Annotated in this window: 14 protein-coding genes; 1 reads left to right on the forward strand and 13 read right to left on the reverse strand. The window is 58.4% G+C overall.

The window, feature by feature from the left end; all coding sequences use genetic code 11:
* The 6 genes from ABY948_RS06600 to ABY948_RS06625 form a co-directional block, all read right to left on the reverse strand.
* On the reverse strand, positions 1-181 hold a 181-nt coding region (locus tag ABY948_RS06600; protein WP_461481727.1), incomplete at its 3' end, for a DUF3391 domain-containing protein.
* Positions 182-231: 50 nt separating this feature from the next.
* Entirely contained in the window at positions 232-843 is a 612-nt protein-coding gene (locus ABY948_RS06605; RefSeq protein ID WP_461481728.1) for a uracil-DNA glycosylase family protein, read from the reverse strand.
* Positions 830-1,177 (reverse strand): hypothetical protein, encoded by a 348-nt coding sequence (locus tag ABY948_RS06610; protein WP_461481729.1) that lies wholly within the window; start codon positions 1,175-1,177, stop codon positions 830-832. Before ABY948_RS06610 ends, ABY948_RS06605 begins: the two co-directional genes overlap by 14 nt.
* Positions 1,174-4,332: an efflux RND transporter permease subunit gene (locus ABY948_RS06615; protein ID WP_461481730.1), complete on the reverse strand. Its 3,159-nt coding sequence runs from the start codon at positions 4,330-4,332 to the stop codon at positions 1,174-1,176. Before ABY948_RS06615 ends, ABY948_RS06610 begins: the two co-directional genes overlap by 4 nt.
* Positions 4,329-5,414: an efflux RND transporter periplasmic adaptor subunit gene (locus tag ABY948_RS06620; protein ID WP_461481731.1), complete on the reverse strand. Its 1,086-nt coding sequence runs from the start codon at positions 5,412-5,414 to the stop codon at positions 4,329-4,331. The genes ABY948_RS06615 and ABY948_RS06620 overlap by 4 nt, the downstream gene beginning before the upstream one ends.
* 105 nt (positions 5,415-5,519) lie before the next feature.
* Positions 5,520-6,182: a cyclic nucleotide-binding domain-containing protein gene (locus tag ABY948_RS06625; RefSeq protein ID WP_461481732.1), complete on the reverse strand. Its 663-nt coding sequence runs from the start codon at positions 6,180-6,182 to the stop codon at positions 5,520-5,522.
* Positions 6,183-6,521: 339 nt separating this feature from the next.
* Here ABY948_RS06625 and ABY948_RS06630 point away from each other — a divergent pair, with 339 nt between their 5' ends.
* Positions 6,522-6,653 carry a hypothetical protein gene (locus tag ABY948_RS06630; protein ID WP_461481733.1) on the forward strand — a complete coding sequence of 44 codons (132 nt, stop codon included), beginning with the start codon at positions 6,522-6,524 and terminating at the stop codon, positions 6,651-6,653.
* Positions 6,654-7,498: 845 nt separating this feature from the next.
* On the opposite strand, the gene ABY948_RS06635 is transcribed toward ABY948_RS06630, so the two are convergent.
* From ABY948_RS06635 to folK, 7 genes are all read right to left on the reverse strand, one after another.
* Positions 7,499-8,833 carry an alanine/glycine:cation symporter family protein gene (locus tag ABY948_RS06635; RefSeq protein ID WP_461481734.1) on the reverse strand — a complete coding sequence of 445 codons (1,335 nt, stop codon included), beginning with the start codon at positions 8,831-8,833 and terminating at the stop codon, positions 7,499-7,501.
* A gap of 31 nt (positions 8,834-8,864) precedes the next feature.
* Positions 8,865-9,872: a 1-aminocyclopropane-1-carboxylate deaminase/D-cysteine desulfhydrase gene (locus ABY948_RS06640; protein ID WP_461481735.1), complete on the reverse strand. Its 1,008-nt coding sequence runs from the start codon at positions 9,870-9,872 to the stop codon at positions 8,865-8,867.
* Positions 9,873-9,902: 30 nt separating this feature from the next.
* On the reverse strand, positions 9,903-10,235 hold the full coding sequence (gene yajC, locus ABY948_RS06645) for a preprotein translocase subunit YajC (RefSeq protein WP_461481736.1): 333 nt from the start codon (positions 10,233-10,235) through the stop codon (positions 9,903-9,905).
* 65 nt (positions 10,236-10,300) lie between these two features.
* Positions 10,301-10,777 carry a thioredoxin-dependent thiol peroxidase gene (bcp, locus tag ABY948_RS06650; RefSeq protein ID WP_461481737.1) on the reverse strand — a complete coding sequence of 159 codons (477 nt, stop codon included), beginning with the start codon at positions 10,775-10,777 and terminating at the stop codon, positions 10,301-10,303.
* Between the two features lie 50 nt (positions 10,778-10,827).
* Complete coding sequence (locus ABY948_RS06655; RefSeq protein WP_461481738.1) at positions 10,828-11,340, reverse strand: DUF2244 domain-containing protein; 513 nt, start codon at positions 11,338-11,340, stop codon at positions 10,828-10,830.
* Positions 11,341-11,460: 120 nt separating this feature from the next.
* Positions 11,461-12,441, reverse strand: a complete 981-nt coding sequence (locus ABY948_RS06660) for a malate dehydrogenase (protein ID WP_461481739.1) — start codon at positions 12,439-12,441, stop codon at positions 11,461-11,463.
* A 113-nt stretch (positions 12,442-12,554) separates the two neighbouring features.
* Positions 12,555-12,983 carry a 2-amino-4-hydroxy-6-hydroxymethyldihydropteridine diphosphokinase gene (gene folK / locus ABY948_RS06665; RefSeq protein WP_461481740.1) on the reverse strand — a complete coding sequence of 143 codons (429 nt, stop codon included), beginning with the start codon at positions 12,981-12,983 and terminating at the stop codon, positions 12,555-12,557.
* Between the last annotated feature and the right edge of the window lie 92 nt (positions 12,984-13,075).

A 13,075-nucleotide genomic window follows, 5' to 3' on the forward strand; every position in this document is an offset into this window, starting at 1 on the left:
ATACGTGGTCGCAGTATTCCTGCAGTTTGCGGATTTCAGAGGGATGGCGAATCACAAACCCCTGCAACAGAAATGGTGTTTCCAGCCAGGGGCGGTCGAGCTCGGCGACAAACATACCCAGCTTCAGCCCGGAAGCGGCCACGCGCACCAGGTTTGATTTATCGAGAAATGGATTGCTCATGCAAACTCCCTGTAGGCCGCACGGGAGTACACCCCCTGTCACAGCCCTTGTTACGACTTGTTGACTATCATAGGTGAGCTGAGTCTCAGTGCAATCTCGGATTGCAAATTGGGCACCAGTTGTTCCTCAAACCAGGGATTATTGCTCAGCCAGCGGCGGTTGCGCGGCGAGGGATGTACCAATGGCAGGAAATCAGGTAGATAGCGGCGCCATTGTTTCACCCTGTCAGTCAGGGTTGAGTACTCATCCTTCAGGTAATACGACTGGGCGTATTGGCCGATCAGCAGGGTCAGGCTCAGGTTGGGCAACCGATCCAGAATCGCCCGGTGCCACTGCGGCGCGCATTCCTTGCGAGGCGGCAGATCACCGGATCGCCCTCTTCCCGGATAGCAAAACCCCATGGGCATAATCGCGATCCGCGAGGCGTCATAGAATTGCTCCCGCGAGAGGCCCATCCAACTGCGCAGCCGCTCTCCGCTGGGGTCGTCCCAGGGAATGCCGCTGGCGTGCACCCGGGTGCCGGGAGCCTGGCCGATCACCAGGATGGTTGCACTCGACTCTGCCCTCAACACCGGACGGGGACCGAGAGGCAGATCGGGACAAATCCGGCAGGCGCGAACGTCCGCCAGAAGATCGTGCAGGGGAATATCAGTGCCGGGCATCGTCACCGCCGGCCCAATAGGTGTGCAGCAGGAAGCTGCCGAGCGTGCCGAGCAGCAACCACAGGGGCCGGCCGCGCTCGGGAACGGTCAACAGTACCCAGGCGACCCCGATCATCACCAGCAGCGAAACCAGCGGCAGGCGCACCTTCATATTCATGGAACGGCCGCGATCATAGGGCCAAAAGTGATTGACCAATGGTGCGCTGGCCGCCAGCAGCACTCCCAGCCAGGGCCATGCAAACTGCGCCGCCAGTGACCACAGGGCAAAGGCTGCGCTGAACCCCATCCAGCCGAGAAACAACATCCCACAGGTTCGTTTCAGGGAATGCATCATACCCCCGCACGATCCGTGGCAAATGATGACAGTCCTTTGTTGAGGTAGCGCAGCAAGTATTCCGGAAGCACCAGCATGGCCGGGGTCACCAGCAACGTCAGGATGGTGGAAAACATCAGGCCGTTGACAATGGCCGCCGCCAACTGTTGCCACCAGGAAGCCAATTCACCGCCCACTTCGATCTGCCGGTGCACGAAATCCAGACTGATGTTACAGGCCAGCGGCATCAGTCCCACCGCCGTGGTCACCGTGGTCAGCAATACCGGGCGCAGCCGAGTCATGGCTGCTGTCTGTGCAGCCACCAGGGCGGTGATGGCAGGATTTTCCCGGCGCAGGTGATTATAGGTATCGATCAACACGATATTGTTATTCACCACGATACCCGCCAGCGCCACGATACCGATACCGGACATCAACACACTCAACGGCTGCTGCATGACCAGCAGCCCCAGCATCACACCGGCGGTGGACATCACCACCGATGACAGGATCAGGAAGGCCTGGTAGAAACTGTTGAACTGCATCACCATCAGGATCAGCATCAGGAACAGCGCCATCAGGAAGGCCACGCCGAGGAAGGCGATGGAGTCCTGCTGCTCTTCATTGGCGCCGCGAAAGTCGATTCGTACCGCCGGGTCCATCTGTTCGGATTGCAGCCAGGTTTGGATCTCCCCGACTTTGTCATCCGGCAGCACACCGTCTTCCGTATTGGCCCGCACCATCAACACCTCCATCCGGTCAATACGCTGGATGCTGTCCACCCGGGGTTTGGCCGAACGGGCGACAAAGGAGCTCACCGGCACCGCACCGTTCGCCGTGGTCACCCGCAATTCGTCCAGTGCGAACAAGCCCCGGTCCGCTGCCGGATAGCGGACGCGAATTTCCACTTCATCCTCCGCATCGTCGGGACGGAATTCACCAATCTTGATGCCGTTGGTCACCAACTGCACCATATTGCCCACCTGCAGCGTGTCGATACCGAGCATGGCGGCTTCGGCACGATCCACCACCAGCTCCCACTCGATACCCGGCAGGGGCAACGTATCGTCAATATCCAGCAGCCCTGTCACCTCATTCTCGAGGTGATAACGGATACGATGGGCCACCTCGCGCATGGCCTCCCGGTCGTTGGAGGAAAGCTGGATCTGGATATCCTTGCCCACCGGAGGGCCGCCTTGTACCGGTTCGGCGGAGACAATAATCCCCGCCATGGCCTCGGTGTCCCGACGGATTTGCGCAAACACCTGGTGACTGCTGACATCCCGATCGCTGGCCCGGTCCAGCTCCACCAGAATATTGCTGATCTGGTCCTTGGCCCGCTCCAGATTGGAACCGATACCGTTGCCCTGGGTGGCGGCATAAACCGCTTTCACATGGGGTACGGCCATCACCCGCTGTTCCACTTCTGCGGACAGACGCGCCATTTCCGCCACCGGCAAATTGCCCTGGGCGCGCACGGCGACAATGCCGTAGCGGTCTTCTGTGTCCACAAAGAACGACACACCGCGGCCAAACGTGCCATACAGCATGAAAATCACCAGCAACAGCGAGGCTACGCCAGCAACCGTGACCACCGGGCTGGCCAGTGCCTTGCCGATAAAACGCCCATAGACGCGCCCGAGGGGACCGAGATTGGCATCCAGCTCCTGGGTCTGTCGAGCCTGATCGGCCGCAGCGGCCGGCTTAACTTTACCGGCGAACAGTACGCCCAACACCGGCACAAAAAACAGTGCATAAAGCAGCGACCAGCTCAGCACCGCAAACACCGTCACCGGCAGGTAGGACATGAACTCGCCCACCACCCCCGGCCACATCATCAGCGGCAGGAATACCGCCAGGGTGGTGGCGGTGGAAGCCACCACCGGCAAAAACATACGGCGCACCGCGGCCACATAGGCCTGGCGAGGACTGTAGCCTTCCAGAATCTGCTGGTCGGCATACTCCACCACCACAATGGCGCCGTCGATCAACATGCCCATCGCCAGCAGCAGACCGAAAATGACCATGAAGTTAAAACTGTATCCGAGCAGGTAGACAATGATGGTGGCACCAAGCAGGGAGAACGGAATACCCAGCCCCACCAGCAGTGACGAGCGTATTCCCAATGCGGCCACCACCACCACCATGACCAGGGCGATGGCACTGAGAATATTGCCCTGTAGTTCATCGACCATTTGCAGGGCAAAATCGGAGGCATCAAAAATATAGTTAATGTCCACGCCCTGGGGCAGGCGATCTGCGGCCCCTTCCACCACCCCTTTAACGGCATCCACCGCCAGAATGGCATTGGCCTTGTTGCGCTTGAATACCTCAATGGCCATGGCGCGACGGCCGTTGATATGGCTGAAACTGTCGCGATCCTTGAAGGTGCGGCGGATGTCCGCCACATCCGACAGGGTGACCACCCCGTCGGCATTGAATTTGACCGGCAGGGAGAGCACATCATCCCGGTCTTCGATAAGCCCCGGCACCTTGACCCCAAAACGCCCCTGGGCGGTGTCGTACTCGCCACTTGGAATCAACAGGTTGTTGACGGAAACGGTTTTCAGCAGCTGTTCCGCCGTCAGGTTGTAATGCTCGAGGCGGGAGGGATCGAGCAGTACCTCCAACACTTCTTCGCGATCGCCAGCCAGATTCGCTTCGAGAATTTCCGGCAGGCCCTCTATTTCCTGGCGTAATTGCCGGACGATCTGAAACAGTTCCCGCTCCGTCAGTTGATCACCGGAAAAGGTGATGACCACCGTGGGCTCAGGTGATGCGGACAGTTCCTTTACCAGCGGTTCGTCAGTGTCATCCGGGAAATCCGCCTTGGCGCGATTCACTGCCTCGCGCACATCCGCCAGGGCTGCGTCGATATCGATCTCCGGCTCAAACTCAACCACGGCGTAGGCGGAGCCCTCGCGGGCCTGGGCGGTGAGCTCTTCAACGCCATCCAGGGATTTCAGTTCGGTTTCCAGCGGCTTGACCAACAGCCGGTTGGCATCTTCCGGCGATATCCCCTGATGGGTGACCATCACCATCACAAAGGGCACGGTCACATTGGGATTCAGATCGACACTGATCCAGGCGCGGGCAAACACCCCGGCGATCAACACAAACAGCAGTAGCGAAATGGTTGCCCGTGAATGGCTGATCGCCCGCTCGAGAAAGTTCATAGAGTGCGCTGGTCCGCTGACAACCGCACATCCTCTTCGGCCAGCACCTGTTCGCCGCTGGAGACATATTCCTGACCCACCGTAATGATCCGCACTTTGGGCGGCAATCCGGTCACCCAGATACCCTCGCCGTCTTCGCCCACCAGAGTGAGTTCAACGAACAGCACCTGATCGTACTCGTCAACAATCTTCAGCCCCGCTTGCCCCTTGTCTCCCAACGCCAACAGCGCAGCGGGCACCCGGTGAGCCAGCACGTGATCCGCGGTCACCAGCACCTGACTGGCGACGCCGGAACGCAAACGGCCCTCGGGATTGGCAAGGGAAATTTCCATTTCATAGGTACGGGTCTGGGGATCGGCAAGGTGACTGAGATAGACCACCTCACCCTTTACCTCCTGACCGGTGGCCAGCTTCACCTGGGCCTGACCGCCGAGAGATACCCTGACCACTTCCCGCTCGGAGAGTCGCGACACCACCTTCAACGGGTTGATCTCCACCAGTTGGGCGCAGATGTTGGTGCGATCCATGTAGTCGCCGACCTCGACGGGACGGTCGTCTATAAAGCCGGCAAAGGGCGCCACAATACGGGTATTGGCAAGGTTGATTTTGGTCTGGTCCAGGATGGCGCGGGTGCTTTCCAGTCGGGCTTTGGCCTGGGCGATGGCCGATTCGGACTGGTACCCCTTCTGCTTCAGTTTCAGGGCGCCCTGATAATCAATTTCAGCCTGGTCCACCGCTGCCTGGGCCTCTACCACCCGCTGGGGTCGATCCTCCCTGGCCAACTCGCAGATCACATCGCCCTCGGCGACCGCCTGCCCCTTGGCAGCCGGCACGGCCACCACCCGGCCGCTCACCTCGGCTTTCAAGGTCACCTGCCTGTTGGGTGCCGTGCGCCCCCGAGCCACCACCTGGCGGGAGTATTCCTCCGCCTCGCTCCACAACACCCGCACTTTGGTCAGCTGCGATGCCACCAGCTGTTGTTGCCGGTCCGGTTTGTCACCGCCATTGGATACCGCTCCACTGAGAAACCAGATAACGACCAGCGCCAGGGTAAACAGCGCAATTTTCACATTGGCATTCAAATCAGTTCTCCGCCGGGCTACGGCTGACACAATACAGGGTTTTCCACATCAGTGGGGCTATGGTAATCGAGCACCGGCAAGATTGGAAAGCGGCGACCCGATAGCCTACGCGAAGGGCTTGGCTGCGGCACCTGGCATGGGACCCAACCTGGTGTTGAGCTGCTGCAAGCGCCCCGCCAGAAACAACGCGTACTCCCGGTAGGCTGCGAGTTCCCCCCCCGCATCGCCCGGTTCTGCACGGGGTATCAATTTAAAGGGCACCCTGGCCAGCTCGGTGCCGGGAAAGGCTGTGCGGTACAGTTCGATGCGCCAGCGCAGGATTTGTACGATCTGGCGATAAACCATCAGTCTGGTATCCAGGCTCATCCCGCTGTTGTCATCGAGCTGAGCCAGGCCGGTGAAATCGGTGGCAAAGACGATCACTTCGCGGATGTGATCCGGCACCACGATATCCAGGGTGCGTTTTTCACCTGTCATCATGGCGATCTCGCCAAACACCTCCCCGGAAATAAGCACACCGATCACCCGGCTGTGGTCTGCCGGATCGCAAACCAGCAGTTCACCGCGCATCAGGAAATAGAGCCAACTATCCTGCTCACCCTGCCGCAAAAAAGTATCTCCGGGGTCGAGGGAATAAAGGCGGGATTGCTGAAGCAGCCCGTGAAACTGCTGTGGATCATCGCGGGCGATCTCCTTGAAAAAATGCAGCGATGAAACTTTTTTCGCCAGCTCATCTGCTGGCAGTTGTAATGTCCGTGTCGCTGACATGCTGAAAGTCCCTCCCATTGTTCACGGATTATCCAATCACAGCCTGTGGATAGCCAGCTATTCGCAGCAAATAACCTTACATCAGTTAGGGTGATGGGATGGATGGGCAGTGTTACAGTGAGGGCCATTATTGATCGACATCTCGTGCCTTCGGCGAACCGTCGACAGCGACCCCGCGCGTTGCTCGATGGATAAAGGTAATGAATCCGATTGTCGCCACCTGTTGCGGCCGTGCCCAATGGTCTTTTGACCGAACCGGCAGTGCCTGTTGCGGTGCGGGGAAACCGATAACTCCGGGCACTTTAGTGAATATTGAAGCGCAATAAACAGGAGAATCAAGTGGATCAACAGTTTGATAGCTTAACCGCTCAACATATTGAATTTATTAAAAGTCAGCATATGTTCTTCGTGGGCTCAGCCGGGGCGGAAGGCTTCGTCAATGTCTCACCCAAGGGCATGTGGATAGCCTGAGGGTTTTGGCGCCCAACAGAGTGATATGGCTGAACCTGACCGGCAGCGGCAACGAAACGGCTGCCCACGTGCTTGAAAACGCGAGAATGACCATCATGTTTTGCTCGTTCGAGAAGCAACCGCTTATCCTCAGGCTATACGGTGCAGCACAGGTCATTTACCCAAAGCACGAAAACTGGGGGAGCCTCATTTCACACTTCCCGGACCACCCCGGCGCCAGGCAAATATTTGACCTGGACCTTCGGCTGGTACTAGGGGGAGCGGCCAACCCTGACAAATTGGGCCGAAAAGTGCGGCAAGACCGGGATTGAAGAATATTGGCGGGAAAAAAATGTGCTCAGCCTGAACGGCGTGAATACCGGTATTAGTGAAGACCGTTAACAACGGCGGACTTCAGCTGCCCGTTCCAGACTACGCTGCAAATGCGTACAGCAGCAGGTAAGAAGATTGAGCAATAAATGAATAACTGGTTTGTCAAAAATCTCGGCGACGCCATGCTGGCAACGGAATCGTTGGACCATCTCAAAACGCTATTCCTGTCGGAGTACCAGAGAACCTAGCACGCAGAGGAAATGGCCGTCTTCATACGCCACGAATCCGATGGGCGCCTCCACTGCGAACTCAAGGTCTACTTTCGCCGTGGCCAGGGAGGTGGGCGCCAGCCCTTGCAACAGGCCCGATTGCGGCGGATTGAGCTTGCTAGCCGGCTCGAACGCATGCTGGTCCATCCTATTTCCCGAGAGGGATGCCTGAAAGCACAGTGCTTTCTTCCCAGGGGAAAGGCCCCGGCGTGAAAGCGTGGAGACACTGGTCACTCACCACCCCAATCTCCGGATGCCAGCTTGCTATTTTTCTGTTGCAAAATAGCTGCGCGTCAACCTGAAGATGACCGGACTCAGCAACAGCAAACCGATCAGGTTGGGAATCGCCATCATGCCGTTCAGGGTATCGGCTATGCTCCACACCAGGCCCAATTTCAGGGTGGCGCCCAGATAGACCGCCAGCACCCAAAGCACCCGGAAAGGCACAATCACCCTGACGCCAAGCAGGTATTCGGCACAGCGTTCGCCGTAGTAGCTCCAGCCCAGAATGGTGGTGAAGGCAAACAGCGCCAGACACAGGGAAACGATGTGGTCGCCGTAGGGCAAGGCACTGTTGAAGGCCAGATTGGTCAGCGCAGCCCCCTGCTCCCCACTGTTCCAGGCACCGGTGGTGATCAGCACCAGGCCGGTCAGACTGCAAATCACCAGGGTATCGATAAAGGTACCGAGCATGGCAATGGTGCCCTGCCGCACCGGGTTATCGGTTTCCGCCGCCGCATGGGCGATAGGGGCGCTGCCCAGCCCGGCCTCATTGGAAAAGATGCCCCGCGCGACGCCCATGCGCAGGGCCAGCATAATGGTGGCCCCGGCAAAACCACCGCTGGCCGCTGCCGGCGAAATGGCACTTTTTACTACCAGTACCAGCGCCTCGGGTATGGCGGAGATATTGATGGCGAGGATGGTCAGGGTAACAACCAGGTAGAGCAGCGCCATAAAGGGCACCAGCTTGCCCGCCACATTGGCGATACGGCGAATACCACCCAACAGCACCAGCCCCACCAGTATCGCCATCAGAATGCCTGAGACAGTCTCTGGAATGCCAAAACTGGTGTGCAGGGCATCGGCCACGGAATTGGCTTGCACGGTATTGCCAATGCCAAAACCCGCCAGCGCGCCAAACAGTGCAAACAGCAGCCCCAGCCAGGCCCATTTTGGGCCGAGGCCATTGCGAATGTAATACATCGGACCGCCGACTTTCCTGCCCCGCTCATCGGTTTCCCGGTAATGCACGGCCAGCACAGCCTCACCGTACTTGGTGGCCATGCCCACCAGCGCGGTACACCACATCCAGAACAGGGCCCCGGGCCCGCCGATACTGACCGCGGTGGCCACCCCGACAATATTGCCGGTGCCCACGGTGGCGGAGAGGGAGGTCATCAGGGCATTGAAGGGGCTGATATCCCCTTCTCCACTGCCCCGGCGTCCGAGAAACAGTTGCCGAAAACCGTAGCCGATCTTTCTGATCGGCATGCCCCGCAGCCCCAGAGTCAGGTAAAGACCGGTACCGAGAATCAGTGCCAGCATCACCGGTCCCCAGATAAATCCGTTAACGGCGTTGATCAGGCTTTGCAATGTCATGGGGAGGACTCTTGTCGGTGAATAATCAAAATTACCCGATGGAGGGCAATGGCAGGCCGAGTTCATCCCGCTGGGCAAACAGGCCGAACAGGCCGCCGGTATGGATAAACACCAGCTCACGGGCATCCTGGAACTGGCCCTGCGCAATTTCCCGCAACATGCCGTGAAAGGCCTTGCCGCTGTATACCGGATCAAGCAGCAGCCCTTCCAGCGCCGCCAGGCGGCGAATGGTGGCGAACACCTCGGGAGTGGCCTTGGCATAACCGGGGCCGATGTATCGATCATTCACATGGAGACTCAATGACTCCACATCCAGCGGCAACTGGTAGCGGCGCTGCCAGTCGCGCATGTCCTCGCGAACCTTGTGGTGGAAATAGGCGGCATCGTCGCAGACCGCAAAGCCCACCACAGGGATGGCCAGTTCGTTCAGTTTACAGCCCAGGGTGAGGCCCGCCTGGGTACCGCCGGAACCGCTGGCGCAAACAATGGCGTCCGGGACAATGGCTTCCGATTTGAGCTGTGCGGCCAGTTCGGTGGCGGCGTTGATATAACCCCAGGCACCGATACCGTCGCTGGCCCCGGTGGGGATCGGGAACGGTGTGCGCCCCTGGCGGCGATAATAATCGGCCCAGTGCGCAAACAGCGCCGGCAGCTGGCGATATTCGGCAAGCGGATAACAACTGATTTCGGCCCCGCACAGGCTGTCCAGCAGCAGATTGCCATCCAGGGTTTGCGGCGGTTCGCCGCGCAGGATCAAATGTACTTTCAAACCGAGCTGGGCACCGATGATGGCCGTGGCGCGGCAATGGTTGGATTGCAGCCCGCCACAGGTGATCAGGGTATCGGCCCCCTCCGCCAGCGCCTGGGCCAGTACGAATTCCAGCTTGCGCACCTTGTTGCCACTGATGGCACAGCCGGTCATATCGTCCCGCTTGACCCAAATGCGTTTGCCCACCGCTGCGGAAAGCCGCGACAGCAGCTGTAGCGGTGTCGGCGTCTGGGCCAAGTTGAGTTTGTCGGGAAATGGAATCATAGGCAAAAGAAAGGCCGCGTCAGCGGCCTGTTCCCATCAGATTTCCTTGATGGTGCCTTTTGGCAACACCGCGTGCACCGCAGCGCGCTGGAATTTCAGCTCCACATTGTTGCCCGCCAGCAGTACCAGGTAGTCATCATCCAGTTTGGTGATTTTACCCAGCATACCGCTGTTCATAATGACCTCATCGCCCTTGCTGAGGGTCTTGGTCAACTCCGTGTGCTCCTTCTGGCGCTTGCGCTGGGGGCGAATGATCAGTAAATACATGAAAACGAACAAGCCACCGAACATCAGTATGGTCACGATCGGGTTCGGTTCCTGGGAGGGTGCAGCCGCCGCCATGACGACCTGGGAAAAATCAAGAGACATTCAGTTACCTCAGTAGTGTGCGTTATTCGGGAAAGGGGCGACTTTAGCGCGATAGCCGCAGTTTCTCAAACCAGATTTTGCTGTATCCAGCCGAGCACATCGTCATGGTGGGTCTTGGTTTTCACCTTGTCCATCACCAGCGCAATCTTGCCCTGTTTGTCGATCACGAAGCTGGTGCGCAGTACGCCCATGAACTCGTGACCCATGAATTTTTTCGGTCCCCAACAACCGTAGCTTTCCGTGACAGAGTGGTCTTCATCGGCAAGCAAATCGAAATTGAGCTGCTGTTTTTCCTCAAATCTCGCCAGACGGGGGTAAGGGTCGGGGCTGACACCGAGCACCACTGTATCGAGTTGGGCAAAGGCATCCTTGGCATCGCGAATGCCGCAGGCCTGCACGGTACAACCGGGGGTCATCGCTTTGGGATAAAAATACAGCACCACATTTTTGCTGCCCTTGAAATCACTCAGTTCAACGGTTTCACCACGCTGGTTTTGCAGGCTGAATTGCGGCGCGGCCGTGCCCACTTGCGGAAAGGCCATGGGAGTCTCCTTATGGTTTGTTAACAGCAGGCTGCACTTTAGCAAAAAAATCAGAAGCTGGTGTGGTGATAGGCATCATGGCTGGCGACCCGTAGGTGCATCTGGTTTTTCAGCAGGCTGGCCAGTCTGAAGCGGTCGGGCCGATTCAGAAAGGTGCCGAGGTGATAACAGTGCCCGAGGGCCACCAGGTCGATATCCGGCAAGCTCAAGGGGCGCTCGGGGCGAGCCATCAGGATACGCACCGCCTGTTCGGGAAATCTCAGATTCAATTCCGGTTTTGCCCGGCCCCGCTCGAGAATCAGCTCACCGTCCTGCAGGGTGAGGACTTCGCGACAGTCCAGTTTGCGCAGGGTGAAATGCATGGCCGCCCCCAAGGCGACGATTTCCAGCCCGGCAAAGGGCAGCACCAGCCAGGCACCCTTGAGCGCCATTGCCGTGGCGGTAATCAGTAAAATAGTTGCGGCGGCGAGCAATACGCAGAGATTGTCGCGCCGATCCATTGAGCGGTTGGGGGTCAGCACCAGTTGCCTGGCCTGGTTTGTCAATGTAGTGAGGGTGACCATCGTTGCTCCTCTCCTAAGAGCAGTTTAGACCATTTGGATCACCCTTCGCAGGTCACAACAAACCGCACAGAAACAAAAAAGGCGCCCCGGAGGACGCCTTTGGCAGTGCCGGTTTCCCCGTTAGGGAAGCAGGTGGCTCACTGCATCGCGCTCTTCAGCCAGCTCCTGTTCGGTAGCGGCCATTCTGGCGCGGGAGAAGTCGTTGACGTCCAGGCCCTGAACAATTTCCCAGTCACCGTTTTTGCAAACGCAGGGGAAAGAGTAGATCAGGCCTTCGGCAATGCCGTAGCTGCCATCGCTGTAAATACCCATGCTCACCCAGTCACCTTCCGCAGTACCCAGTGCCCAGCTGCGCATATGGGCAATGGCGGCGTTGGCAGCGGAAGCCGCAGAGGAAGCACCGCGGGCTTTAATGATGGCCGCACCGCGCTGTTGTACTTCGGGGATGTAAGTTTCCTGGTACCAGGCCTGGTCAACCAGGTCTATGGCGGTTTTGCCATTGACGGTGGCGTGGTGCAGATCGGGGTACTGGGTGGAAGAGTGGTTGCCCCAAATGGTCATTTTCTTGACATCATTGATGGTGGTACCGGTTTTCTGGGCCAGCTGGGTCATGGCGCGGTTATGATCCAGACGGGTCATGGCCGTGAACTGACGGGGGTTGATGTCCGGCGCGTTGCGCTGGGCAATCAGGGCGTTGGTGTTGGCGGGATTGCCCACCACCAGCACTTTGATACCGCGGGAAGCGTTGTCGTTGATCGCCTTGCCCTGTACGGAGAAGATCGCAGCATTGGCTTCCAGCAGGTCCTTGCGCTCCATGCCCGGACCGCGGGGACGGGCACCTACCAGCAGCGCGTAGTCGGCATCTTTAAAGGCGACATTCGGGTCGTCCGTTTGAACAATGCCAGCCAGCAGCGGGAATGCACAGTCATCCAGCTCCATCGCCACACCTTCCAGTGCGCCAAGAGCGGGAGTGATTTCCAGCAGTTGCAGGATAACCGGCTGATCTTCACCGAGCATTTGGCCAGCGGCGATGCGGAACAACAGGGAATAGCTGATTTGGCCAGCGGCGCCAGTGACGGCCACACGTACAGGTGCTTTCACGATAGATCTCCAAGACAAGTTGTTAACCAGATGGGTCGGCCATTATAAGGAAAAGTTAGAAAATTTCACTCACTCCGACCTATTGTCACCATCCGGGCCATGAATAGAGGTAATCAGCGGCTATCGGCTGGTGAATGGACTTCAATTTCCCAGGTCTCAGCCAGCTGGTCAACCGGCACCGACACATATTGATAGCGGCGGTAATCCTCGGTGAGCAGAACCCCATCCCAGACCACCAGATCCAGGTCGATGGTGCGCGGACCGGATTTGATCGGACCCCGCACCCGGCCCAATCGATCCTCCACAGATTTCAGGTAGGCGTTGAAGGCATCCCGCTCCAGTGTTGTTTCGATCAGGTAGGCGGTGTTGAGAAAATCCGGCTGGTGCCGGTAACCCACCGGCTCCGTCTCAATGGTATCCGCCACCGCCAGCAGGCTCGTTTCAGCCTCGAGGAGTTCTTTTGCCCGGGCAAGATGGCTGGCCGGTTCGATATTGGAACCCACGGAGACAATGGCGCGGTGCAAAAGTCCCTTACGACTCATTGCCACGCCTCGCATCATCATAATCCTTGGCATTATAGTCCTCGGCGTTCAGGCCGCGCTGGTTGAGCCGCTCGCCGCCATCGACGAAGAGA

It is taken from the genome of Porticoccus sp. (genome assembly GCF_041592135.1).
In the GTDB taxonomy this organism is placed as follows: Bacteria; Pseudomonadota; Gammaproteobacteria; order Pseudomonadales; family Porticoccaceae; genus Porticoccus.